The sequence below is a fragment of the Enterococcus sp. DIV1420a genome (assembly GCF_051712165.1).
Taxonomy (GTDB): domain Bacteria; phylum Bacillota; class Bacilli; order Lactobacillales; family Enterococcaceae; genus Enterococcus; species Enterococcus faecalis.
The window spans coordinates 464,652-488,992 of record NZ_JBIOOI010000001.1; the positions used below are offsets into that span (position 1 = coordinate 464,652).

Here is a 24,341-nt window from a genome sequence, read left to right on the forward strand (position 1 = left end):
CTCTTTTCCTCCCTCATTTTTTGGCTAATTAGCCTAATCGTTGTCGTGCATCTGCTGAGCGCTTAAATGCTTGTCCAACATAGTTTATACTTAACATCAAGACTAAAATTAGAATTGATGCAGGTAACCAAACCCATTGTTTATTGACTAACACATCCCCACTGCTGGCGTAGCCAATTAAGGTTCCTAAACTTGGGACACTTTGTGGTAACCCGAAGCCTAAGAAAGTTAACGTTGTTTCGATCCCGATATTGGCCGCGAAATTAATCGTTAAGTTCGTAATAATTAATGAACTTAAATTCGGCATAATTTCTCGAAACATAATTTTAAAATCGCTTGTTCCCATTGTCTTAGAGGCACTAACGTAATCTCGGCGCCCTTCAGATAACGTTTTACTGCGGAACAACCGCGCTTTTCCAACCCAATAAAACGCACACATAATCCAAATAAAGGACCAGATACTATATTTAGGAATCACGGAAACGAACACAATAATAATTAACATAATTGGCAAAATCATAATAAAATCCACGATACGCATCAAAATATTATCAATCATGCCTCCATAATAACCGGAAATAATCCCTAAACCGACCCCGATAATAGACGTAATAATCGTAATGGCAAAACCGATTAAAATCGAGTTCCTAGCCCCGATAATCAATTGTCCTAAAACATCACGACCCCCTTCATCGGCACCTAAAATGAACTTGGTGCCATTCATTGTAACGGTACCTGGTTCCGCATATTTATCTAAAATACTTACATGCATAACGGCACTTTGGTCTAACACTAACGAACCGATAAAAACGGCTAATAAGATAATGACCAAAAGGATTAAAGAAAACATCGCCATTTTTTCTTTGACGAATTCTCGCGCAATCATCCGAAAGCCCATTGGTGGAATACTTTCTTGTAAGACTTCTTCTCTTTTTTCTTCTGTCAATTCCATTTTTATCACCCTTTCTTCGTGTTTTTTCTACTGAATTCGAATTCTTGGATCAACAATACTCATTACAATATCAGAAATTAAGGTTCCGATAAGGGTTGCCAATCCCAAAATCAACACGAGAGCGGTAATAACGGAATAGTCACGTTGAATGATACTATCAATAAATAATTTTCCAATTCCTGGGAAAGCAAAAATCTTTTCAATAACGACTGATCCGGCAATCAAAGCAGTAATTTCATAACCTAATTGAGAGGCAATTGGTAATGCTGCATTTCTAAAAATGTGTCGATTAAAAATTTTATTCGTTGGCACTCCTTTTGAACGAGCAGTACGAACAAAGTCCATGTTTTTAACATCAATCACTTCACTCCGCAAATATTGAATAGTGACCGCTGTCCCTAGCAACGCTTGAGTGACCCCTGGTAAAATTAAATGCTTCAGTTTATCTAAATAATACGGCCATGTTCCCTCAGCCAAACCAACAGTCACGGTTCCACTCGTTGGGAACCAGTCTAAGCGATACCCAAAAATAAAGAGCATAATCAAGGCAAAGATGAATAATGGCACGGCAAAACTGAAGAAGTTGTAGATAACCACCATTTTGTCAAACCATGAATTTTGGTAACGGCCAGCAATTAAACCGAAAGGAATGGCGATTAAATAAGTGATTATGACTGATACAGCGGCCAATGCAATCGTATTCCCCACCCGACCAGCAATGAGCGTGGACACAGGTAATTTAAAGATAAAACTATGCCCAAAATCTCCATGTAAGGCATTGCCAGTCCAACGGAAATATTGTTCGTACCAAGGATCATTTAACCCGGCAGCTTCACGCATGGCTTCAATCACTTTCGGGTCTTGGTTCGGATTAATCAATCCTGTAAACGGATCACCTGGCATCATTTTAGCCAACAGGAAAATCAAGACACTTAAAATAATCACTTGCGGAATCATCAATAACAAACGGCGTAAAATTGTTTTCCACATTATTCAGCACCTCCATTTTTTAACGCTACTTGGTGGGTTGGACTAATCGCATGTAAGTTATAAACCCGCCCATTTTCATCATAATAGTCTTTATGATTTTCCCGATACTCTTGCTCAACTCTTCTTCGTTCTTCTTTGTGAGCTTCTCGGTTCGCTACGTCAATTTTAGGAATTGCTGAAAGTAAGCGTTTGGTATAAATGTGTTGTGGATTAGTGTAAATATCTTGGCGTGTACCGATTTCTACAAAACGGCCTTTGTACATAATGGCAATGTTGTCACACATATGTTTAACTACGCCCAAATCATGGGAAATAAATAAGTAACTTAACCCATATTCCTGTTGAATGTTTTTCATAAAATTCAATACCTGTGCTTGCACAGATAAGTCCAGTGCTGAAACAGGTTCATCTGCAATAATTAATTTGGGGCTGGTAGCCACCGCTCGGGCGACGCCTAAACGTTGGCGTTGTCCACCAGAAAATTCATGAGGATATTTGCACAACGCATCTTCTGGCATCCCCACAATATCCAACAAACTTTTGACTTTTTTCTTTTCTTCTTGGTCACTTAACCGTTCAAAATTTCGAATTGGTTCGGCGATAATATCTAGTACTCGTTTTTTAGGGTTTAAACTTGACATCGAATCTTGGAAAATCATTTGGACATCTTTGTTGTATCCGATCGCTTTTCGACTTCGCGGCTTGGTTACATCTTGTCCTTGATAAATAATTTCACCATTTGTAATTTTTTCTAAACCAATAATTGCTTTTCCTGTCGTTGATTTTCCAGAACCCGATTCACCAACTAACCCATACGTTTTACCTTGTTCAATCATGAAATCCACACCATCAACCGCCAAAACATGATCAGTGATTCGATTGAAGAAGCCGCTGCGAATTGGATAATGAACTTTTAAATCTTTAATTTGAATAATTTCTGTCATTACGCTTCCCCTTCCCCGTCTCTAAAATGAAAATGTTTATAACATGTACAACGAACAAAATGATTCGGTGCAACTTCATGTAATGTTGGATTTTCTTCATGTTCCGATGCATCAATCCAAGGAATTCGTGGGGCAAACCGACAACCTTTTCTAGGTAATTTGGTTAACGAAGGAACAATCCCTTCAATCACATGAAGTTCTTCTTCATCTGAATTCTCTTGGGGAATGGACTGAAGTAAGGAACGTGTATATGGATGTTTCGGATGACTAAACAATTCTTCAGCAGTGGCTACTTCTACAAACTGACCCGCATACATAACCGCTACACGATCAGCCATTTCCGCAACTACACCTAAGTCATGGGTAATTAAAATAATGCCGCTCCCTGTTTCTTCTTGCAAATCTTTTAACAAATCGAGAATTTGTGCCTGAATGGTAACGTCTAAGGCCGTTGTGGGTTCATCTGCAATTAAAATCGGTGGTTTACACGCGATTGCAATGGCAATAATCACCCGTTGGCGCATGCCGCCAGACAATTCATGAGGATACTGTTTCCCGACACGCTCTGGGTTGGGAATCCCCACTTGATCTAACAGTTCAATGGCCCGTGCTTGTTTTTGTTGTGCGGTCATTTTGGTATGATACGTTAGACTTTCTTTAATTTGGTCTTCAATTCGCATGAGCGGATTCAGTGCAGACAACGGATCTTGGAAAATCATCCCAATATCGTTTCCTCTGACTTTGTTGTACAATGTTTCATTAAACGTAGTTAAGTTTAAATTGTTGTATAAAATTTCCCCAGTAATTTTGGTATGATTGGGATCATGTAAGCCCATAATCGTTGTTGCTAAGGTACTTTTTCCACAACCAGATTCTCCGACGATTGCCAGAATCTCATTTTTCTTCAATTCAAATGAAACATCATCGACGGCATTATAATAATCATCTTTGATTCTAAATGCTGTTTCTAATCCTGAAACCTCTAGTAATTGTTCATTTCCTTGCATCCATACGCACCCCTTACGTCCTTTCAAAAACATTATATAAATTAACTAATATTTAATGATAGCACTTTCTAATTTTTATCAATGTTAATTTACAGCTCATTGTTTTTTCATAATTTTATAGAATTATTCCATAAAAAGCAAGATAAAATAACTTTTTTCGCAGTTATTTTTTTACATGTATGATTTTTTTTACAAAAATATGTGTAAAAATAGCCTTATTGCTTAATAAAATAACCATTATGTACGCAAAAAAAGTCGATTAACAGGAATGTTAATCGACTTTGTCTTATTATTTTTTATGAATTACTCACAATATAATCTACAGCGGCACCAACTGTTTCAATTTTTTCTGCATCTTCATCTGAAATCTCTGTTCCAAATTCATCTTCAAGTTCTAAAACAAACTCCATTACGCTAATTGAGTCAGCGTTCAAATCATCTTTAATGTTTAATTGATCTGTTACTTGATCCGCTTCAATATCAAAGTGGTTTGAGATAATCTTCGCTACTTTTTGAAGTACTTCTTCACGAGTCAACTGTATTCACCTCCACTGCTTTTGAAAAAAGGTTCTTTCTTTTACTAAAACGCTAAGATACATTGTACTCACAATTTGGGTATTTGTCCATCTTTTTTTCATTTGAGTAACAAACTGATGTCAAGATAATTGCAAATTACTCTGCTTTGCCTTCATAATATTCCACTAATTGTGGGACAACTTGGGTTTCTAACATTGTATGAATTTGACGAATGGTGTAGCGGACGGCATCAGGACCCGTGGCCCCATGCGTTTTAATGACTGGCGCTTTTAAGCCAAATAAAACCGCTCCCCCATGTTTTGAGTAGTCCATTTCGTCTTTCATGCCACGCAACGCATTCTTTAATAATAAGGCGCCCATTTTTCCTTTGACACCTTCAGAAAGAATCGCTGTTTTCAGCAAGCTCATCATGTTCATAGCTGTGCCTTCGATGGATTTTAAAACGGCATTTCCTGTGAAGCCATCTGTCACCACCACGTCAGCTACGCCATTTAATAATTCTCGTGCTTCAACGTTTCCGACAAAATTAATCGTTTCATCTGCTGCTAACAATTCGAAGGCTTTTTTCGTTAATTCACTGCCCTTTGTTTCCTCAGTTCCGTTATTTAATAGACCGACACGAGGATTCTGAACGTTCCGAACTTTTTCAGCATAGAATGAACCTAAAACGGCATACTGAACCAAATGTTCTGGTTTATTGTCTGCATTGGCTCCTAAATCTAACATGTCAAACCCTTTGTCTGGTTCTCCCATGACAGGTAAAGTTGACATCAAACCGGGACGTTCCACATTTTTGATGCGGCCGACAATGAACAGACCCGCTGCTAATAGCGCTCCGGTGTTGCCTGCAGAAAAAATCGCATCGGCTTCCCCATTTTTAACTGCTTGCGCTGCTAAAACCATGGAAGCAGTTTTCTTACGACGGATTGCTTTAACTGGCTCATCGTCACTAGCAATTTTTTCATCGGTATGAATAATCGTAATGTTTTTTTCATCGGTGATGTATTTTTTTATTTCGGCTTCTTTTCCATATAATTGAAATTCAATGTCTGGGAAGTCTTGTTTGGCTAGCATAACCCCTTCAACAATTGCTTGTGGGGCGTTATCTCCACCCATTGCATCTACAGCAATTTTCATGAGTGATTCCCTCCTACTTTTTTGTTTCCTAACAAGTATAACATATTTTTTTCAAAGAAATACGCATTGGCTTTTACTTTCTGGCTTCAAAAATTACCCCTTCTAATCGAAAAATTGGGCCGCCTCATCTTGGGGTTTCACTCGATTGGCTAAGCCTTGATAAGCAGGATATTGCCACCACTCTTTCACTTTCCATAGGGCACTTGCTTCTTGGCGCGCAACTTCTAAAATGTTAAAGTCCGTCACGATATCTCCTACCGCAAATTGAGGCACCCCTGATTGCCGTGCACCGAACACTTCCCCAGGTCCGCGAAGTTCCAAATCACGCTCACTCAAGACAAAACCATTGGTGGTTTCTGTCATGATTTTCATACGCTCAACGCCCATTTCATTTTTCGGATTGGCCACTAAAATACAATAAGAAGCACTGGAGCCACGCCCAACACGGCCCCGTAACTGATGTAACTGTGCTAACCCAAACCGGTCCGCATCCATAATTAACATCACCGTGGCATTTGGTACATTCACGCCAACTTCAATAACGGTGGTAGAAACCAATAATTGCAGCTGATTGTCTTTGAACTCCTGCATAATGTCATCTTTTTCTTGGTTTTTCATTTTACCGTGTAGCAATCCCACTTGATATCTTGGGGAATAAAAGCTTTGCATATGTTCAAAAATTTCTGTTGCGTTTTTCACATCTAAGGCTTCTGATTCTTCAATCAAGGGACAAATAATATAGGCCTGATGTCCTCGAGCTAGCTCTTTTTCCATCCATTCTAAAACAGTATCTAACTGCGGCGGCCGAATCCAACGTGTTTCGATTGGAATCCGTCCAGCTGGCATTTCATCGATGATTGATACATCCATTTCGCCATAGGCTGTAATGGCCAGCGTTCGAGGAATCGGCGTGGCCGTCATAAATAGAACATCTGGTTTTAAGCCTTTTTCTCTTAATATTTTTCTCTGATTCACACCAAAACGATGTTGCTCATCGGTGATTACCAAACCTAATTGATGGAAACTGACATCTTGTTGTATCAAAGCATGGGTCCCTACCACAATGTCAATCTCGCCATTGGCCAGTTCTTCGAGGATTAGACGACGTTCTTTCGTTTTGGTGGAACCTGTTAATAAGGCCGTTCGCACTTCTAATGGATCAAACAACTGCTGTAAGCTTTCCATGTGTTGCTGCGCTAAAATTTCAGTCGGAACCATCAACGCTCCTTGAAAGCCAGCGGTCATGGTGGCGTATAGCGCAATCGCAGCCACTACCGTTTTCCCACTCCCCACGTCACCTTGAAGCAATCGTTGCATATGCTTCGGACTTCGCAAGTCTCGACAAATTTCATTGGTCACTTTTTTTTGGGCGCCTGTCAATTCAAAAGGCAGTCCTTGGGTGAACGTTTTTAAGCGATCCACGTCATATTGAATAGCTAAACCATTTTTTTCCGCTTTTTCTTGTTTCTTCAATCCTTGCATTTTAAGTTGGAAAAGGAAAAACTCTTCAAAGACTACTCGTCGTTTAGCTTGATGGCTTTCTTCTGGATTACTGGGAAAATGCATCGCCCACATTGCTTCTTTTCTAGGCATCAAGCGGTACTTTTCTAATAAATCATTCGGTAAAATCTCTTCAATCAGTGAACCATACTCTTCAAAAGCAGTGCGGATTAACTGAACCAACGTGCTTTGGCGGACTTTTTTATTCACATGATAAATGGGGGCGAAATCTTCATTGTCTCCTTTAGAAGCTAAGATTTTCATGCCATTTAATGATTTTCTCTTGGCATCCCATTTGCCATAAACAGCAATTTCTTCGGAAAGAACTACTTTGTCTTTTAAAAAAGGTTGATTGAAGAAGGAAACATTAATAACCGCATGTTCTTGCATTATTCGAAACGTTAACCGGCTCTTCTTATAACCGTACCGACTAACGACTGCTTCCGAAACCACTAGCCCTTTTAGCGTAACTTTTTCCTGATCCTGAATCTCGCTTAAATCCTTTTCTTGGATATCATCGTAGCGGAAGGGATAATACGTCAATAAGTCTTCAATTGTAGCAATCCCCAGTTCTTGTAAATTTTCAGCACGTTTTGGGCCAACACCGGGCAATACGCTGACTAAATCTGTGATGTCCATAAAATCCCCTCCTCATTAATATACGCAAAAAAATGGATCATTCATTAAATAGGCTGGTTCATTAGCCCTAACTAATGAACCAGCCTATTCGTTTTTATTTTTTCATCACGAAAACCTATTCTGCTGAGAATAAGTATGGATACACAGGTTGTCCACCTTCATGAAGTTCTGTTTCTAGTTCATCGTTTTCAGAAACTAAAATAGCGATTAGCTTTTCAGCTTCTTCAACCGAACCATCTTCGCCGACAATAATTGTCACGATTTCAGTGTCTTCATCAATCATGCGGTTCAACGTGTCTAATGATGCATTAAAACGATCTGCTTCAGAAACGACGATTTTACCATCAATCATTCCTAAGAAGTCATCTTTTTTAATTTCAACGTCATCAATGGTTGTGTCACGAACAGCTGTGGTTACTTGACCACTCACAACGCTGTCTAACATTTCCGTCATACTTGCTTTGTTTTCTTCTAATGATTGTTGATCATTGAAAGCTAACATTGCTGTCATTCCTTGAGAAATGGTTTTAGATGGAACAACCGCTACTGGTACATCGGCAACTTCTGCTGCTTGATCAGCCGCCATAAAGATGTTTTTGTTGTTTGGTAAAATAATGACTTGCTCTGCATTCACTTCTTTGACTGCTTTTAAAATATCTTCCGTACTTGGGTTCATTGTTTGGCCACCACTAATAATGTAGCTTGCACCTAAACTTCGGAATAATTTTTGAACGCCTTCACCGGCTGCAATAGCAATCACAGCAAACGGTACGCGAACTTTTTCAGTCAACGCTTCTTGCTGAGCATCGCGTTCAACTAACGTTTCATGTTGTAAACGCATATTGTCTACTTTTATTTTTACTAACGAACCAAATTTTTGGCCGTAGTTCATCACTTCACCTGGATGCTCAGTGTGTACGTGAACTTTGATAATTTCGTCATCGTTAACGACTAATAGAGAATCGCCTAGTTCATTTAAGTAGTTTCTGAATGTTTCATAATCAAAAGCGCTGTCCACGGTTGGGCCTTCGCCGATACGAACCATAATTTCTGTACAATAGCCAAATTTAATGTCTTCTGTCGCAACGTGGCCACTAACACCACGGTGATGTTCAGCATTAACCATTTCGTCCATTTCGGCAGGACTTGGTTCATACGTTTCAGTTGGTAAAAATTCACCACTAAGCGCTTCTAAAAATCCTTCATAGATAAATAGTAGTCCTTGACCCCCGCTATCTACAACGCCGACTTCTTTTAGGACAGGTAATAAATCAGGTGTTTTCGCTAAGGCACGTTTAGCACCTGCTACAACAGCTGTCATAACTTCGATACAGTCATCTGTTTCTTTCGCTTTACGTTCACCAGAACGCGCCGCTTCACGAGAAACAGTTAAGATTGTTCCTTCAACGGGTTTCATCACTGCTTTATACGCTGTTTCTACACCATGTGTAAAGGCAGCGGCCAAGTCTTTGGCATTTAATGTTGTAACCTCAGGAATTTGTTTTGAGAAGCCGCGGAATAATTGAGATAAAATAACCCCAGAGTTTCCACGAGCACCCATTAATAACCCTTTGGATAACGCACCTGCTAATTCTCCTACTTTTTCAGAGCGAGAATCGGCCACAGCCTTTGCACCACTGGTCATTGATAAGTTCATATTTGTTCCTGTATCACCATCGGGTACAGGGAAAACGTTTAATGAGTTGACATATTCTGCATTTGTGTGCAGACGAGTCGCACCTGCCTGGACCATTTCCTGGAACTGACCTGCGCTGATTTCTGTTACATTCACCTAAAAAATCCTCCTTCAGATTTACCGCTAACGGCAACACACGACTTCCTTGTGCAATTGCATCGTTGACAGTACACTACCTCTAATCCGGTAATACACGAACTCCTTGAACAAAAACGTTAACTGAATTCGCAGTGACACCTAATAATGTTTCAAGATTATATTTTACTTTTTCTTGGACGTTACGAGAAACTTCAGAAATTTTTGTACCATAACTAACAATCGTGTAGACATCCACTGCGATTCCGTTGTCTTCTTGACGAACAACGACACCACGTGAGTAATTCTCACGACGTAAAATATCGTTTAAGTTATCTTTAATTTGATTTTTGCTTGCCATTCCGACAATTCCGTAAATATCTGTCGCAGCTCCGCCAACTACTGTAGCGATCACATCATTGGTAATCTCAATGGTACCTGCGGGTGTTTGAATTTTTACAGCCATTGATGAAAGCCTCCTTATAAGAGCACATTCGCCCTATTTTCTTCCATAACATTTTATCATATCCAGCCTTTAATTAAAAGGAAGTTCGTCAGATATTTTCATTCTTCCACTTCTAAGTGAACATTCTAGCAAGATTTCAATTTACTCTTTTTGATTGCTAAAGTCAAATCATAGAAAAAAATCTTCTTGCAAATCAGTGCCTAATATGATAAATTAAGTTAGTATGAGCTGAATATTATCGCTCCAAGATCAAGGCAAAGGAGGAAACTTAAAATGGCAAAAGTATGTTACTTCACTGGTCGTAAGACTTCAAGTGGTAATAACCGTTCACATGCGATGAACTCAACAAAACGCACTGTGAAACCTAACTTACAAAAAGTTCGCGTATTAATCGATGGTAAACCTAAAAAAGTTTGGGTGTCAACTCGTGCTTTGAAATCTGGTAAAATCGAACGTGTTTAATAAACTTAAATAAGCAAAGCTGGACGTTCGTTGTTCGGCTTTTTTTATCATATAAAAAAAGAGGTTGGACCTTCATCGCATTGATGAAGGTCCAACCTCTTTTTACTTGTCTTTACTTTGAATAACCGCAATCATCCCTGCATCGAAGGAAAAAGCAGCGGCTTCTTCGATAAATTCATTACTTGCATACGATGTTGGGTAAGGAACATCTTGATTGGTTAATAAATATTTACTGCGTCGTAGCGTCAAGTTTTCTACAGGCGTCAAACAGCAGTAGGCCAGATATTCTTTATCTGGCTCTTTTGGTACGATATACGAACCAGGGGCGTAATACTGGATGCTATTTTGACGATCGCATAGACGGATTTGGCGAAGTACGCCTTGAAATCGTGGTTCAAAGGGTAACCAAAGATTGGCTAACAGGTGGTCAATTCTGCCCCCTGTCGCACCGATAATCGTCATCTCTGCTTGTGGAAATCGTTGTAAAGCTTCTTGAAGCGCTAATTGTGTATCTGTATCATCTTTTTCAGCAGGTGCTTGAATGAGTGTTTCGGCAGTTTCTTGGACAAAATGGTATTCTTCTCGTGATAATGAATCAAAATCGCCTACCGCTAATTGTAACGGTAAATCGGCCTCTAATAAATGGAGACAGCCGCGATCAATACCTACGAAATAATCATACGTAGCTGGTTCAAAGGTTGGCCAATCACTTGGATTACCGCCAGCTACCAGTAAGACACGACTCATTTGTCTAGCACTGCTCTCAGTGCATCGATTCGTTCTTGAGGATTTTCAGCATTATAAATGTAGGAGCCTGCAACAAACACTTCCGCACCGGCTTCTTTACAACGTGCGGCAGTTTCAGGAACAATCCCGCCATCGACTTCAATTTCATAGGTGTATCCTTTTGTTTCTTTCCATTCTTTTAATTGAGCAATTTTTTCTAGTGAGTTTTCAATAAATGATTGTCCGCCAAAACCTGGATTGACAGTCATTACCAAGACTTGGTCTGCTAAGTCTAATACATTTTCAATCATCGAAAGTGGTGTCCCAGGATTGATGGTTACGCCAGCTTTCACACCCGCATTTTTAATCATTTGTAAGGCACGATGAATATGGGGTGTTGCTTCTTGATGGACGGTAATAATATCCGCACCGGCTTCCGCAAAGGCATTGATATAGTTTTCAGGTTGTACAATCATCAAATGAACATCCAATGGTAGTTTTGTCACTGGACGAATCGCTGAAACGATATTCGGTCCTAAGGTAATGTTGGGCACAAATTGACCGTCCATAACATCAACATGAATATAATCTGCTCCTAATTCTTCTACTAAACGGATATCTCTTTCTAAATTGGCAAAATCGGCACTTAAAATGGATGGTGCTAGTTTCATTTGGCTCGCTCCCTTTATATTTGCTATGATTTTTTCTTATAAACAGGTCGTCGATTCTCGATTTCCATTAAAAACTGTAAATAATTTTCGTAACGACTCGTCGCAATGGTTCCCGCTTCCACTTGACGTTTCACTTCACAACCAGGTTCTTTGTGGTGCATACATTCACGAAACTTACAGTGAGAGGCCGCGGCAACAAATTCAGGAAATTGCTTTGGTAATTCCACTGCTTCCATCTCCAAGAAATCGATGGCACTAAATCCTGGTGTATCAGCGACCAAACCGTCGTATAACGGAATCAATTCCACGTGACGGGTCGTATGTTTGCCCCGTCCTAAAGATTGGGAAATTTCCGCAGTTGCTAGTTGTAATTCTGGTGAAATTTGATTCAACAATGTTGATTTTCCAGCGCCTGATTGTCCCATAAAAACAGTCAACCGTTCTGGGAAAAAGCGTTCTAATTCTTTGGTGGCTTCTACGTCTTCCGAAGCGATCACCGCATAACCTAACGCTTCATAAATCTGTTTAATTTCAGTGACTTGTTGACGTTGCGGCTCATCTAATAGATCAACTTTCGTTAAATAAATAACTGGTTCTATATCCTTATACTCTAAGCTGACTAAGAAACGATCCAACAAATTAAACGAAAAATTTGGCGAAACCATACTCATGACAACCACACCTAGATCCACATTTGCAACAGGCGGGCGCACTAATTCATTTCGTCTTGGTAAAATTTCCAACACATAACCATCTGTTAAATTATCGCTTTCAAAAAGTACTTCATCTCCCACGAGTGGCGTAATTTTTCGATTACGAAAATTCCCTCGCGCTCTTGTTTGATATGTTTCTCCATCTGCGTATACATAATAAAAACCGCTTAACGCTTTTCTGATTTGACCTTTCAGATAAACCACTCCTAACTACTTTCGAATATACAGGATAGTGGCAGAGAAATCAAGGGAGCCTCTCGATTCTATTAATTAAAAAGAGCCTAGGACATAAGTCGAAATGACTTACCTTCCTAGACTTAAATCTTAAGATAAACGGCGGGACAGGAGCAGCTTCTTCTTATTGCTGAGAAACACTATTTGAAAAGCAAATAGATGTTAAACAGTACCTACTTGGTTCTTGAAGCTAAACACTCCTGTCCCAACCTCTTGTCTTAATTACTCGTACTACTTTCACTAGTGGTGCTTTTTGAATCATTTGCTTTTGAATAATAAACCGTAACAGAGTCGCCTTTTTTAACTTTGCTGCCAGCGGATGGGCTAGTTCGTTCAACGACTTGGCCATCGCCAGAGCCAGATAATCCTTGTTCATTGATTTTAAGGCCAGCGTTATTGATGCTGTCTTCTGCAGCTTTTGGCGAATAACCTGAAATATCAGGAACAGTTACTGAGTCACTGCCTTTGCTGACATGTAAAGTAATCGTGTCATTTTTCGGATCAACAGCGGTACCAGAAGCTGGTTCTTGACTAATCACGGTATCTTTTTCAACTTTGTCGCTTTCTTCGTCCACTCGTTTAATTTGAGATTCTGGGATACCTAAAGCAATTAAGCGACTTACCGCATTATCGTAAGAAATTCCGCTATAATCAGAAAGTGTCACTTTGTCGCTACCTTTACTTACATATAACGTCACTTGGCCATTTTTAGGTGTCACGGTGCCACCTGGTGCGGGGTCTTGCGTAATGACTAAACCTGGTTCTACCGTATCGCTTGCTTGGTCGACACGCGTAATTTGAGATTCAGAAATGCCTAATTGTGCCAATGCATTTACTGCATTTGTGTAAGAATAACCGGCGTAACTAGGCAAAGTAACCGCTTCTGGTCCTTCACTGACCGTTAAAGTGACTTTGTCTTTTTTCGGATCAACTTTTTTACCTGCAGCTGGTTTTTGTTTAATAATGTTATCTGTAGACACAGAATCACTGTATTCTTTTTTCGTTGTAATTTGGTCTTCTGAAAACCCTAGTTTTTTCAAGGCTTCGACAGCAGATTCATACGATTCGTTTGTATAATCGGCCATCTCAATTTTTTCTGTTCCAGAGCTGATGTACAAAGTAACAGATCGGCCTTTTTTCACAGATGATTTTGCTTCGGGGTCTGTTTTGACCACCTTGCCTTCTTCAATCTTATCGTCGGGAATTTTTTTGGTTTCACTATCGACTTTCAGCCCGGCACTTTGTAGCGCTTGTGAAGCGGCCGCTTTCGTTTCATTTGTAACATCAGGAACTTCAACGTCTTTACCACCCGACATTGCAAAGGCTAAGCCACCTATTGCTAAAGCAATTAATGCCGCAATTGCTAAGCCAATCCACAATTTTTTACGGTTTTTCTTCGGTGGTTGTTCAGCTAAAATGTCATCTGCGATATCTTCTGGAACTTCGACAGGCGTTGTCTCTTCCGGTTCAGCGATGTCTTCGGGAATCGGAGTTAATACTTTCGTTTCTCCTAATAAAGCCGTTGGTTCCCACGCAGGTTCGTTTAAACGACTGGCTGACAAGGACGTGTATAAGTCTTCTGCCATCTCATTCGCTGTTTTGTAGCGATCGCTTGGGTCTTTTGCGGTTGCATGACGAACCACATTTTCCAATGATTGAGGAATCCCTGGATCAAACATTTTAACAGAGGGAATTTCTTCTTGAAAATGTTTTAAGGCAATCGTTACGGCTGATTCACCATCAAAAGGTACATTCCCTGTTAGCATTTCATAGAGAATAATTCCCACAGCGTAAATATCTGATTGGTTGGTCGCCATGCTTCCGCGCGCTTGTTCTGGCGATAAGTAATGCACCGAACCTAACATTGTGTTCGTTTGCGTAATTGACGTTTCTGACAAGGCAATCGCAATCCCAAAGTCAGTAATTTTGACTGTGCCGTGTTCGTCAATCAGAATGTTTTGCGGTTTTAAATCCCGGTGAATAATTCTATGTTCATGTGCCATTGCGACAGCAGATAAAATTTGTTGCGTAATGTCCACAACTGTGGAATAAGGGATTGGGAAATGCGTTTGGATGTAACGTTTTAAGTCCATTCCTTTCACATATTCCATGACTAAATATTGTAGTCCATCTTCTTCGCCTACATCGTACACACTGACGATATTCGGGTGAACCAGCTCAGTTGCGGCTAGTGCTTCACGCTGAAAACGTCGGATGGCGGCTTGATCGTTTTGGAAGTCAAAGCGCAAGACTTTTACTGCAACGTCTCGGTCTAAAATTAAATCGTGTGCTAAATAGACGTTGGCCATGCCGCCGCTTCCGATGCTGCCAATAATGTGATATCGACCATTCAGCTTCTTGCCGATTTCTATCATTGGTTTTCCTCCTTCTGTTCGTCAAAGTGTATCACTAACACGGTAATGTTATCTAAACCACCCGCTTCATTTGCTTGGGCAACGAGTTGGCTTAATTTGGATTCTAAGGGATCTGACGTCTCTAAAATTTCTAAAATTTTTGTCTCAGGAACCATATTGGTTAAACCGTCCGAACATAACAGTAAATAGTCATTAGGCAGCCATTCATGATTGGCTACATCGACTTCGACAGTGCCAGGCATTCCCAAAGAACGTGTTAGGACATTTTTTCGTGGATGATTTGCAGCCATCTCACGAGTAATCTCCCCTGATTTTACTAGTTCATTCACTAAAGAATGATCTTCTGTTAATTGTAACATGTGTTGGTCACGAACTAAATAAGCACGACTGTCCCCCACATTTGCTAAGACAAATGAATCCGGTAAAAGGATGGCACCAACCACGGTTGTCCCCATTCCTAAATACTCTGGTTTCGATTGTCCGCGTTCATAAATTTTTTCATTTTCCTTTTGAATTGCTTGAATTAACCACTGTGCAGATTTTTCAGCTGAGTCGACAGACGCATTGGACCAACTCTCACCTAAATTATTGACTGCCATTTGGCTAGCGACATCACCTGCTTGGTGACCACCCATGCCATCTGCTAAAACAGCAAAGGTTATGTGTTGTTGGTTCTCAAAAACGTTGGCATAATCTTGGTTCGTATTTCTTTTGCGACCGACATCTGATTGAACGTTGATTTCCAAATTATTTCACCTCATTTGAACTAACTTTCCGCATACAGCAAATAAAGAAGCCATCTGTCATGTATTGATGGGGATACAGAACCAGTTCTTGCTCTTTTACTACTGCTTGGACATTTTCATTTGCAACAATTTCAATTTTTTCAAATTCAGGGTGTTTGGCTAAAAAGGCTGCCACTACTTCCTGATTTTCTTCTGGCGTAATAGTACAAGTGCTATAGACCATTATACCCCATTGTTTTAGTGTTGGGGCAACACTTTCTAAGATTTCTAACTGAATTTTAGGTAAATTTTGAAAATCATTGGCCGTTTTATGGTATTTAATGTCTGGTTTACGGCGCATTAGCCCTAAGCCTGAACATGGTGCATCAACTAAAATCCGATCAAAGGTTTCTGCGGGAAATTCTTCGGCCACTTGTCGCGCATCAAGCTTTTCTGCTTGGACGACATCCGCCACATGGAGGCGTTGCGCATTTTCATTAATTAGCTTAATTTTGTGCGCATGAATATCTAAAGAAGTCACACGACCACCTGCTTCAGCCTCTAAAAAAGTTGCGATATGAGTCGTTTTGCCACCAGGAGCCGCACAAGCATCCAAGACACGATGATGCGGTTCAATTTGCATCGCTGGAGCCACGAGCATAGAGCTTTCATCTTGAATGGTTAAACAACCGTTAATAAACAGTTCACTACCAGCTAAGTAGCCTTTTTCAGCGACAACACCATAAGGGGAAAGTTGACTTTCCTTCGCGGCAATCCCTGTTTCTTGTAATTCTTCCAGCGCTTCTTCTCGTGAAATAAACCGTGTGTTTACTCGGCCACTCGCATGGCTTTTTTCAAATAATGACAAACCTAACTGCCGTGTTTCTTCTTCGCCTAATTGGGCAAGTAATTTTTCTGTTAACCAACGTGGCATGCTAATTTCCGTTGCTAAACGATCAACTGGATCGCTAATTGCGGCCAAACTAGGTGCTCCATTTCGTTGGAACGCCCGCAGCACGCCATTCACGAATTTACCAATCCCAGGATTGCCACGACGTTTGCCAATTTCAACCGCTTCATTAATGACTGCATGATCAGGCACTTTATCTAAATAAAGTAATTGATATAACGATAAAATCAATAAATTTTTCACCCAATTATCGACTTTTTGCGGTTTCTTAACAAATGGTGTTAAGTAGTATTCCAACAATAATTTGCGACTAATTGTGCCGTAGACAAGTTCTGTAAACAAGCGGCCATCTTTCTCGCTTAGTTCTGATTTTGTCATCATTTCATTAAGTAAAAGATTGGAGTACGCCCCACCTTTATCCACACGTTCGATGGTTTCTAAAGCAACGTATCGAACAGAACGTTTTAATTTCTTGGGGATTTTTTCAGCCATTTTTGTTAGTCCACCTTATCTTTTTCTGCGACATTTTGACCAACGCCATTTAAAAATTCTTGAATCGTTAATTGACCTTTACCTGCTGGTTGCAGGCGATCAATTTGAAGGACTGTCCCTTCACCACAAGCAATCCACAGCGCTTTTTTACTACGTTGGATAATCGTTCCTGGGGCGCTGGTTGTTGTTTCAGTCAGTGGTGTCACTGCCCAAATTTTCCAGTTGGTCCCTTGGTAGGTTGTGAACGCTGTTGGCCAAGGACGCATACCACGCACTTGGTTATCAATTGCCTCAGCGGTTTTTTGCCAGTCAATTCGTTCTTGTTCTCGAGTAATATTTGGTGAAAAAGTAGCCTCTTCTTCCACTTGTGGAATAGGCGTGATTTCGCCAGCAATTAGCTTAGGTAACGTCTCTAATAAAAGTTCTTTTCCTAGAATGCTTAATTTTTCAAACATGGTGCCTACATCGTCTTGTTTCGTAATCGGAATTGCACGTTGCGATAAAATCGCGCCAGCATCCATTTTTTTCACCATTTCCATAATCGTGACGCCTGTTTCTTTTTCTCCTTCAATAATCGAGTAATGTACAGGTGCGCCGCCACGATATTTTGGTAAAAGTGAGGCATGGACATTAATCGCACCTAGTTTAGGCGCTTTTAAAATTTTCTCTGGTAAAAATTGTCCAAAGGCTGCTGTCACAATTAAATCTGGTGCTAAGTCAATCACTTTTTCCATTTCAGGAGAACCTGAAATTTTCTCTGGTTGTAAGACTAATAAGTTATGTTTTAAAGCTGCTTCTTTGACAGGCGTTGGGGTAATCACTTTTTTTCGGCCAACTGGTCGATCTGGTTGCGTGACAACCGCTTGAACGTCATAGCCTGCCTCGATTAAACTTTCTAAAATCGGAACAGAAAAGGCTGGTGTGCCCATAAATACAATTTTAGTCATCAAAATGTTCCTCCATATACGCTTCTAAATCTTCTGGTGCAATTTTCTCAATCATTTTGTCGATAAATAACTCGCCATTCAAATGATCAATTTCGTGTTGAAAAGCTCGAGCTAAATAGCCGTAAGCCGTAACTTCCATTTCTTCACCTTCACGGTCAAAATAACGGACAGTCACTTCATCTGCTCGTTCAACGGTTCCATATGTTTCTGGAATACTTAAACAGCCTTCCACATCAATACTGGTTCCCTTTTTTTCAATAATCACTGGATTAATTAGTTCAAAATGACCAGATTCTTCATCGATTTCAATCACTGCCATTTGCAAATTTTTACCAATTTGCGGGGCTGCTAAGCCAATCCCATCATGGGCCAGCATTGTTTCATACATATCCTCTAGTAACTGCACAATTTCATCGGTAATAATCGTCACAGGTTGAGCCTTCATTTTTAAGTGTTCGTTCGGGTGAATCACAACTGGATAGCGCATAAGTGCTCCTTTCAAAGCTGTATTTTTTAAATAAAATTCATGGGTTCTGCATCAATGGAAAGCTTTAAACCACGAGCCGTTGCTCGTTGTGTATCGGTTAAAATTTCTTTCAATAATGGTTGAAGCATTGGTTCTTGTTTATACTTGATAATCACTTGATAAAAGTATCGATTATTGACACGCATAATTGCGTTAGGCGTTGGTCCCAACAAAATAGCTTGCGGCGATAAGCCTTGTTTTAATTTCGTCGCAATTTGAAACATTTGTTTCGCTGCTTCATTTTCTTCAGGATGGCTAGCCGTAATTTGGACCGTAAAATAGTACGGCGGATAATCCCCACGATGACGGATATACATTTCTTTTGTATAAAAATCTTCATAATCTTGGGCTTTTGCCAATTGTATCGCATAATGCTCGGGGTTAAAAGATTGAATGATGACTTCTCCCGGTTTTTCAGCACGACCAGCTCGGCCACTGACCTGTGTCAATAACTGGAAGGTCCGTTCACTGGAACGAAAATCGGGTAAATTCAAGGCGGTATCAGCATTTAAGACACCGACTAACGTCACATTTGGAAAGTCCAGTCCTTTGGCAATCATTTGTGTGCCTAATAAGATATCCGCTTGTCCTTCACCAAATGTTCGCAAAATTTTTTCATGCGCACCTTTGCGACGGGTCGTATCAACATCCATTCGGAGAATACGACTGTCTGGTAATAACGTTTGTAATTCTTCTTCTACTTTTTGTGTGCCTGTTCCGTAGTAGCGAATTTTATCTTGGCCACAGTTAGGACAGCGATAAGGAATCTGTTCTTCATGCCCACAATAATGACATTTCATTGTTTTACTATCCATATGCAAAGTCAAGGAAATATCACAATTCGGACACGGCAACACATAGCCACAATCGCGACACATCACAAATGACGAATAGCCACGGCGATTAAGTAGGAGAACACTTTGTTCGTTTTTCTCTAAGCGTTCTTGGAGTTTTTCTTGCAACGACATGGAAAAAGAAGAGACATTGCCATTTTCTACTTCTTGCCGCATATCCACTACATCAATCGTAGGCAAGGTTGCCGCTTGATTGGCACGCTGTGTTAATCGTAACCGCTGATAAACATTTTTTTGTGCGCGAGCGCGTGATTCCAAGGACGGCGTGGCACTACCTAAAACAACAGGGCAATGATGGTACTCCGAACGCCAAATCGCTAAATCTCTCGCGTGGTAGCGGGGGGTTTCTTCTTGTTTATAACTTGCCTCGTGTTCTTCATCAACAATGATCACGCCGATGTTTTCGATTGGCGCAAAAATGGCTGAACGCGCGCCAACCACCACTTCCGCTTCTCCTCGTTCAATCTTCCGCCACTCATCGTATTTTTCACCTTGCGATAAGCCACTGTGCATTACAGCAACATGTTCGCCAAAGCGACTTTTAAAGCGTTGCACCATTTGCGGAGTTAAAGAAATTTCAGGGACAAGCATAATGGCTGTTTTGCCTTGGTTAAGAACTTCTGCAATGACCTGTAGATAAACTTCTGTTTTCCCACTTCCTGTAATACCTTCCAATAAGTAGGTTTGGCTTTGCTGTTCTTGGACCGATTGTAAGATTGTTTCCACAGCCACCTGTTGTTCTGCATTCAAAGATAACGCAGTCGTTTTTTCAAACGTCTGATTAGCAAACGGATCACGATACGCTTCTTTTTCAATGAACGTTAACCAGCCGTTTTTGGCCGCTTCATTTAAAAGCGCGGTACTGAAACCTAATTCTTTCATTTCCTTCACAGCGGTGACTTTTTCAGTGCCTAAGCGTTGTAAATAGTAAAGAAGTTGCTCTTTCTTCTTAGCTCCCTTGCGTAAACCCAAACGAATTTCCTCTAATTGTTCAAATTCCTTAGCGGCTTGAATGAAGCGGACCATTTTGACTTTATTTCTCGTCGTAACTTCGTAGCGAATATCGACTTTTTGCTGTTTACGCAACGCCATTAGTTGAGGCAAAAGCCCACGTTCTTGCGCTTGGTCCCACGAAATTTCCTCTAAACCATAAAATAACTGATCTTGTAATTCTTCAGAAAGCTCATCCGTTAAATAAATATATTTTTGGTAATCGGCACGCATTACGCTAGGCAACATGGTTTGCAAACAAGTGATTTTAAAGGCAAACGTTTTTTCCTTCATATAATCAGCTAAAGCCAACATTTCTGTATTTAAGACAGGTTTTAAATCCAACACCGCCACTAGTTCTTTCAACTGAACATTGGTTTCGTCAAGAACCGTTGCAGCCACTGGTTCAATGGCTAGAACAAACCCTTGAACATGCCGATTACCGTTACCAAAAGGCACTTCTACACGCATGCCGACAGCCAATTGCTCATTTAAATTTTCAGGAACTAAATAAGTGAATGGTTGATCGGTTTGCATCGTTGGTACATCCACAATAACTTTGGCTACTTTTTGCATGGTGCGTCCTCCTTTTTATGTAAATTCTCTTTGCCTATTGTACTAAAGATTGACTGATTTGTCTTGTGTGTCTCGTTGTTGTTAAGCTTAGTTAATTTCTCCTTAAAATATAAAAAGCTAGCTTTCCTAAACAAATGATGTAGTGCGCCCCCAAAGTTAGACCAAAAAATCTAACTTTGGAGGCGTATTTAAATTGGCAAAATACGATTATGCATTCAAGAAAAAAGTAGTAGAAGCTTACCAAAATGGCGCAGGAGGTTATCGAATACTAGCGAATCAATTTGATATTGCTTCACTTTCGACTGTTCGTAAATGGGTTAAAACAGTCGAGAAATTTGGATTTAACGCACTTCATCGAAGAGTAAATTACCAACATTACTCTTCCAAATTCAAGCGGGATGTCATACACTATTATTTAACGAGTGGTGACTCTTATCTGACTGTCGCATTGAAATATGGTCTGCCAAACGATACCTTAGTCTTGGCTTGGCACCAGAAATTTCTAGAAACAGGCATAGAAGGGCTTTCACCAAAACAGAAAGGAAGACCTTCTATGTCAAAGAAAAAGAAACCCGTTCAGGTGAAAAAAACACGAACACGTGAACAAGAATTAGAACATGAAAATGAACTATTGCGAGCGGAACTAGCCTTCATAAAAAAGCTCCGCGCTTTAGGAATGAATATCCCGGAACGACTCAAGAACGAGATGCCCGAATCATCCACGAACTCCGAAAAAAATTCCGATTAACAATCTTACTGGAAGCAACCAAATTTCCTAAAGCGACGTATATGTATTGGCAAAAGCGATTTGAGCGAAAAAATCCCAATCAAAAATTAGAAGCCCTGATTAAGAAAATTTTTGACGAAAACAAAGGAAACTATGGCTATCGCCGTATTCAATTAGCTTTAAAAGAACAAGGATTGAACGTAAACCAGAAAAAAATTCGTCGTCTTATGCGTAAACTTGGCCTAAAAGGGACAAAATTTATTCGTAAATCAAGAAAATATAATTCCTACAAAGGAACCGTTGGCTATGGCGAAAAAAACCGTCTACATCGTCGTTTCTACACTTCAGTACCCCATCAAAAGCTAACAACAGATACCTCTGAATTTAAGTATTATGAACGTGATCAAAGTGGAAAGATTCAAATAAAAAAACTCTATTTAGATCCTTTTCTTGATTTATTTAATGGTGAAATCTTGTCTTACCGTATTTCTAAACAGCCGAATGCCAAAGCAATTCTTGAGGCACAAAAAGAAGCCATTGATAAAACGCAAGATTGTCCATATCGGCGCACTTTTCATTCTGACCAAGGTTGGGGGTACCAAATGAAGCAGTACAAAAAGCAATTAACCAGTCACCAGATCTTTCAAAGTATGTCTCGAAAAGGCAATTGTTTTGATAATTCTCCTATGGAGAATTTCTTTGGTTTACTAAAACAAGAAACCTACCATGGCATTATTTATTCTAGTTTCGAAGAACTAGAACAAGCAATTGAGGAATGGATTGATTATTATAATCATCAACGAATAAAGACAAAACTAGGGTGCAGTCCCGTTCAATTCCGTAAACGGTTCGTCGCATAAAAATACCGACCAGATTTCTCCAGTCGGTATTCGGTCTAACTTTCGGGTCTCACTACATGATCTAAGAAAGTAGCTTTTAGTAATCCTCTTAAAATACTTTGAAACTTACACTGCTAACTAGTGTTAGCACTCTACATTTTTTTATGGTATAATCATTTTGAAAGAGAGATGTTGGTCCATCTCTCTAACTGTAGAATCATGACAGTAACTTAGTTTTTACTTAATTAAAAAGAAATAACCAGTTAACCGTTCAAAGTTTATGACTGGTTATTTCTTTTTGTCTTTTTTAGCAAAGTGACAACCAAACTAATCAACGCAATGGTATATAAACCAAAGTCGAAAATTAGTCCGATTACATCTAATGCGGACAAATACGGCTTTCCCCTTTCATAGATTTTAGTACTTATGCTCATAAGCACCACCACCTTCCAGAAGTAGCCACCGTCATAACTTATCTACAAAAACAGTATACCACAAAAGTCATCCCACAACATTTGCAATCACAAAAAAACAAGCCTTTACTTGAAGAAAGCTTCAATCATAGACTTGTTTTTCATTCAATTAATTTTTTTCGTCACGTAAACGGTTTTCTAATTCTTTTTGTTCTTGTTCACGTTGGCGTTTGCGTTCTTCACGTTCAATGCGTAGACGTTCACGTTTTTCTTCAGGATTTGGATCACTGATCACTGTTCCTGCTTCGATTTCTTCTAACGCACGACCCACACTTTTTACAGAATCAAAGGATTCAACGGTTGGTTGAACGCCTTCATCTAATTCATGCGCACGTTTGCTTGCTAAAATAACCAAAGAATATTTTGAAGGGACTTCTTTTAATAATGAGTCAATTGACGGTTTTAACATCATAAGGCTACATCTCCTCTAACATTTTAATATATTTTCCAATTACACGGTCAACACGGAAGTGCTCACTCGCGATAATGTCTTTAATTCGTTGCACGGCTAAAGGAACTTCATCATTCACTACCGCATAATCATACAGCGCCATCATTTCGATTTCTTCTCTGGCCACAGCCATTCGTTCTTCAATCACAGACATTTCGTCTGTTCCGCGGCCAATAATTCTTGATTTTAATTCCGCTAAATCGGGGGGTGTCAAAAAGATAAATACGCCATCAGGCACTTTGTCTTTGACTTGTTTAGCCCCTTGGACTTCGATTTCTAAAAAGACGTCTTTGCCTTCATCTAGCGTCTGGTTAACATACGTTAATGGTGTCCCATAATAGTTACCAACATATTCCGCATATTCCAACATTTCTCCAGCTTCAATCATCGCTTCAAATTCTTCTCTTGAACGGAAATAGTAATCTACTCCATCCACTTCGCCTTCTCGCTGTTTCCGAGTGGTCATTGAGATTGAATATTGAAAATCATTTTCTTCACTGTCGAAAATAGCCTTTCTTACAGTCCCTTTCCCCACTCCTGAAGGACCTGACAATACGATTAATAACCCGCGCTCTGACATAACGACTTCCTTTCAAAACATAATTTCACAGTATTAGTTCTATTTTGCACTTTTTTTCTGCAATTTTCAAGACTTTCTTGGAGATTCACTGAAAAAATAACATTTCTTCTTTAATTTGGCTTTCATA

General features: G+C 39.8%; 23 protein-coding genes. 2 read left to right on the forward strand and 21 right to left on the reverse strand.

The genetic code is table 11. The annotated features are described in order from the left end of the window. Positions 1 to 28: 28 nt before the first annotated feature. The 9 genes from opp2C to IGI80_RS02525 all read right to left on the reverse strand — a co-directional run bounded on the left by opp2C (position 29) and on the right by IGI80_RS02525 (position 9,943). Complete coding sequence (gene opp2C / locus IGI80_RS02485; RefSeq protein ID WP_002365358.1) at positions 29 to 952, reverse strand: oligopeptide ABC transporter permease Opp2C; 924 nt, start codon at positions 950 to 952, stop codon at positions 29 to 31. Positions 953 to 979: 27 nt separating this feature from the next. Further along, the gene (gene opp2B, locus IGI80_RS02490) at positions 980 to 1,942 is read right to left on the reverse strand and encodes an oligopeptide ABC transporter permease Opp2B (protein WP_438722598.1); all 963 of its coding nucleotides are present in this window, start codon (positions 1,940 to 1,942) and stop codon (positions 980 to 982) included. Then, on the reverse strand, positions 1,942 to 2,886 hold the full coding sequence (gene opp2F / locus IGI80_RS02495; protein ID WP_438722600.1) for an oligopeptide ABC transporter ATP-binding protein Opp2F: 945 nt from the start codon (positions 2,884 to 2,886) through the stop codon (positions 1,942 to 1,944). The genes opp2B and opp2F overlap by 1 nt, the downstream gene beginning before the upstream one ends. Beyond that, the gene (gene opp2D, locus IGI80_RS02500; RefSeq protein ID WP_002365359.1) at positions 2,886 to 3,926 is read right to left on the reverse strand and encodes an oligopeptide ABC transporter ATP-binding protein Opp2D; all 1,041 of its coding nucleotides are present in this window, start codon (positions 3,924 to 3,926) and stop codon (positions 2,886 to 2,888) included. The genes opp2F and opp2D overlap by 1 nt, the downstream gene beginning before the upstream one ends. A 263-nt stretch (positions 3,927 to 4,189) precedes the next feature. Further along, positions 4,190 to 4,429, reverse strand: coding sequence for an acyl carrier protein (gene acpP, locus IGI80_RS02505; RefSeq protein ID WP_002354939.1), 240 nt, complete (start codon positions 4,427 to 4,429; stop codon positions 4,190 to 4,192). A gap of 136 nt (positions 4,430 to 4,565) precedes the next feature. Then, on the reverse strand, positions 4,566 to 5,567 hold the full coding sequence (gene plsX, locus IGI80_RS02510; RefSeq protein ID WP_002354938.1) for a phosphate acyltransferase PlsX: 1,002 nt from the start codon (positions 5,565 to 5,567) through the stop codon (positions 4,566 to 4,568). A 102-nt stretch (positions 5,568 to 5,669) separates the two neighbouring features. Further along, positions 5,670 to 7,706 carry an ATP-dependent DNA helicase RecG gene (gene recG / locus IGI80_RS02515; RefSeq protein WP_438722601.1) on the reverse strand — a complete coding sequence of 679 codons (2,037 nt, stop codon included), beginning with the start codon at positions 7,704 to 7,706 and terminating at the stop codon, positions 5,670 to 5,672. Positions 7,707 to 7,821: 115 nt separating this feature from the next. Then, positions 7,822 to 9,498 carry a DAK2 domain-containing protein gene (locus IGI80_RS02520; RefSeq protein ID WP_002359050.1) on the reverse strand — a complete coding sequence of 559 codons (1,677 nt, stop codon included), beginning with the start codon at positions 9,496 to 9,498 and terminating at the stop codon, positions 7,822 to 7,824. Between the two features lie 82 nt (positions 9,499 to 9,580). Beyond that, on the reverse strand, positions 9,581 to 9,943 hold the full coding sequence (locus tag IGI80_RS02525; RefSeq protein ID WP_002354933.1) for an Asp23/Gls24 family envelope stress response protein: 363 nt from the start codon (positions 9,941 to 9,943) through the stop codon (positions 9,581 to 9,583). A gap of 273 nt (positions 9,944 to 10,216) precedes the next feature. Between IGI80_RS02525 and rpmB the strand changes: the two genes are divergently transcribed. Further along, entirely contained in the window at positions 10,217 to 10,405 is a 189-nt protein-coding gene (gene rpmB, locus IGI80_RS02530) for a 50S ribosomal protein L28 (RefSeq protein WP_002354928.1), read from the forward strand. Between the two features lie 102 nt (positions 10,406 to 10,507). Here rpmB and IGI80_RS02535 read toward each other — a convergent pair whose 3' ends face one another. The 9 genes from IGI80_RS02535 to priA all read right to left on the reverse strand — a co-directional run bounded on the left by IGI80_RS02535 (position 10,508) and on the right by priA (position 21,144). Beyond that, positions 10,508 to 11,152 carry a thiamine diphosphokinase gene (locus IGI80_RS02535; protein ID WP_002354926.1) on the reverse strand — a complete coding sequence of 215 codons (645 nt, stop codon included), beginning with the start codon at positions 11,150 to 11,152 and terminating at the stop codon, positions 10,508 to 10,510. Continuing rightward, entirely contained in the window at positions 11,149 to 11,802 is a 654-nt protein-coding gene (gene rpe / locus IGI80_RS02540; protein WP_002354925.1) for a ribulose-phosphate 3-epimerase, read from the reverse strand. Before rpe ends, IGI80_RS02535 begins: the two co-directional genes overlap by 4 nt. Positions 11,803 to 11,825: 23 nt before the next feature. After that, complete coding sequence (gene rsgA, locus IGI80_RS02545) at positions 11,826 to 12,719, reverse strand: ribosome small subunit-dependent GTPase A (RefSeq protein ID WP_002378814.1); 894 nt, start codon at positions 12,717 to 12,719, stop codon at positions 11,826 to 11,828. 248 nt (positions 12,720 to 12,967) lie between these two features. Next, a complete protein-coding gene (ireK, locus tag IGI80_RS02550) occupies positions 12,968 to 15,124 on the reverse strand; it encodes a serine/threonine protein kinase IreK (RefSeq protein ID WP_002404016.1) in 2,157 nt (718 codons plus the stop codon). Continuing rightward, positions 15,121 to 15,870, reverse strand: a complete 750-nt coding sequence (locus tag IGI80_RS02555; protein ID WP_438722603.1) for a Stp1/IreP family PP2C-type Ser/Thr phosphatase — start codon at positions 15,868 to 15,870, stop codon at positions 15,121 to 15,123. The genes ireK and IGI80_RS02555 overlap by 4 nt, the downstream gene beginning before the upstream one ends. A 1-nt stretch (position 15,871) precedes the next feature. Then, entirely contained in the window at positions 15,872 to 17,251 is a 1,380-nt protein-coding gene (gene rsmB / locus IGI80_RS02560) for a 16S rRNA (cytosine(967)-C(5))-methyltransferase RsmB (protein WP_002354921.1), read from the reverse strand. A gap of 5 nt (positions 17,252 to 17,256) precedes the next feature. After that, complete coding sequence (fmt, locus tag IGI80_RS02565; RefSeq protein ID WP_002365369.1) at positions 17,257 to 18,198, reverse strand: methionyl-tRNA formyltransferase; 942 nt, start codon at positions 18,196 to 18,198, stop codon at positions 17,257 to 17,259. Further along, positions 18,191 to 18,685 carry a peptide deformylase gene (gene def / locus IGI80_RS02570; RefSeq protein WP_002389420.1) on the reverse strand — a complete coding sequence of 165 codons (495 nt, stop codon included), beginning with the start codon at positions 18,683 to 18,685 and terminating at the stop codon, positions 18,191 to 18,193. The genes fmt and def overlap by 8 nt, the downstream gene beginning before the upstream one ends. Before the next feature lie 26 nt (positions 18,686 to 18,711). Beyond that, on the reverse strand, positions 18,712 to 21,144 hold the full coding sequence (gene priA, locus IGI80_RS02575; protein WP_438722605.1) for a primosomal protein N': 2,433 nt from the start codon (positions 21,142 to 21,144) through the stop codon (positions 18,712 to 18,714). Between the two features lie 193 nt (positions 21,145 to 21,337). Here priA and IGI80_RS02580 point away from each other — a divergent pair. Beyond that, a protein-coding gene (locus tag IGI80_RS02580) for an IS3 family transposase (RefSeq protein ID WP_251846742.1) occupies positions 21,338 to 22,731 on the forward strand; the annotation gives its coding sequence in 2 pieces (ribosomal slippage) (positions 21,338 to 21,878 and positions 21,878 to 22,731; 1,395 coding nt in all). A 257-nt stretch (positions 22,732 to 22,988) separates the two neighbouring features. Here IGI80_RS02580 and IGI80_RS02585 read toward each other — a convergent pair. The 3 genes from IGI80_RS02585 to gmk all read right to left on the reverse strand — a co-directional run bounded on the left by IGI80_RS02585 (position 22,989) and on the right by gmk (position 24,214). Then, positions 22,989 to 23,144: a putative holin-like toxin gene (locus tag IGI80_RS02585; RefSeq protein ID WP_074653361.1), complete on the reverse strand. Its 156-nt coding sequence runs from the start codon at positions 23,142 to 23,144 to the stop codon at positions 22,989 to 22,991. 148 nt (positions 23,145 to 23,292) lie between these two features. After that, entirely contained in the window at positions 23,293 to 23,595 is a 303-nt protein-coding gene (rpoZ, locus tag IGI80_RS02590) for a DNA-directed RNA polymerase subunit omega (protein WP_002354916.1), read from the reverse strand. A gap of 4 nt (positions 23,596 to 23,599) precedes the next feature. Beyond that, positions 23,600 to 24,214 (reverse strand): guanylate kinase, encoded by a 615-nt coding sequence (gene gmk, locus IGI80_RS02595; RefSeq protein ID WP_002354915.1) that lies wholly within the window; start codon positions 24,212 to 24,214, stop codon positions 23,600 to 23,602. Between the last annotated feature and the right edge of the window lie 127 nt (positions 24,215 to 24,341).

Bases quoted from the DNA above. Each gene is read 5' to 3' on its own strand.
- plsX (WP_002354938.1), bottom strand. From the start codon at position 5,567: ATGAAAATTGCTGTAGATGCAATGGGTGGAGATAACGCCCCACAAGCA.
- ireK (WP_002404016.1), bottom strand. From the start codon at position 15,124: ATGATAGAAATCGGCAAGAAGCTGAATGGTCGATATCACATTATTGGC.
- rpe (WP_002354925.1), bottom strand. From the start codon at position 11,802: ATGAAACTAGCACCATCCATTTTAAGTGCCGATTTTGCCAATTTAGAA.
- rsmB (WP_002354921.1), bottom strand. From the start codon at position 17,251: ATGGCTGAAAAAATCCCCAAGAAATTAAAACGTTCTGTTCGATACGTT.
- rpoZ (WP_002354916.1), bottom strand. From the start codon at position 23,595: ATGATGTTAAAACCGTCAATTGACTCATTATTAAAAGAAGTCCCTTCA.
- def (WP_002389420.1), bottom strand. From the start codon at position 18,685: ATGCGCTATCCAGTTGTGATTCACCCGAACGAACACTTAAAAATGAAG.
- gmk (WP_002354915.1), bottom strand. From the start codon at position 24,214: ATGTCAGAGCGCGGGTTATTAATCGTATTGTCAGGTCCTTCAGGAGTG.
- rpmB (WP_002354928.1), top strand. From the start codon at position 10,217: ATGGCAAAAGTATGTTACTTCACTGGTCGTAAGACTTCAAGTGGTAAT.
- priA (WP_438722605.1), bottom strand. From the start codon at position 21,144: ATGCAAAAAGTAGCCAAAGTTATTGTGGATGTACCAACGATGCAAACC.
- recG (WP_438722601.1), bottom strand. From the start codon at position 7,706: ATGGACATCACAGATTTAGTCAGCGTATTGCCCGGTGTTGGCCCAAAA.
- opp2F (WP_438722600.1), bottom strand. From the start codon at position 2,886: ATGACAGAAATTATTCAAATTAAAGATTTAAAAGTTCATTATCCAATT.
- opp2D (WP_002365359.1), bottom strand. From the start codon at position 3,926: ATGTTTTTGAAAGGACGTAAGGGGTGCGTATGGATGCAAGGAAATGAA.
- IGI80_RS02525 (WP_002354933.1), bottom strand. From the start codon at position 9,943: ATGGCTGTAAAAATTCAAACACCCGCAGGTACCATTGAGATTACCAAT.
- IGI80_RS02535 (WP_002354926.1), bottom strand. From the start codon at position 11,152: ATGAGTCGTGTCTTACTGGTAGCTGGCGGTAATCCAAGTGATTGGCCA.
- opp2B (WP_438722598.1), bottom strand. From the start codon at position 1,942: ATGTGGAAAACAATTTTACGCCGTTTGTTATTGATGATTCCGCAAGTG.
- fmt (WP_002365369.1), bottom strand. From the start codon at position 18,198: ATGACTAAAATTGTATTTATGGGCACACCAGCCTTTTCTGTTCCGATT.
- IGI80_RS02585 (WP_074653361.1), bottom strand. From the start codon at position 23,144: ATGAGCATAAGTACTAAAATCTATGAAAGGGGAAAGCCGTATTTGTCC.
- opp2C (WP_002365358.1), bottom strand. From the start codon at position 952: ATGGAATTGACAGAAGAAAAAAGAGAAGAAGTCTTACAAGAAAGTATT.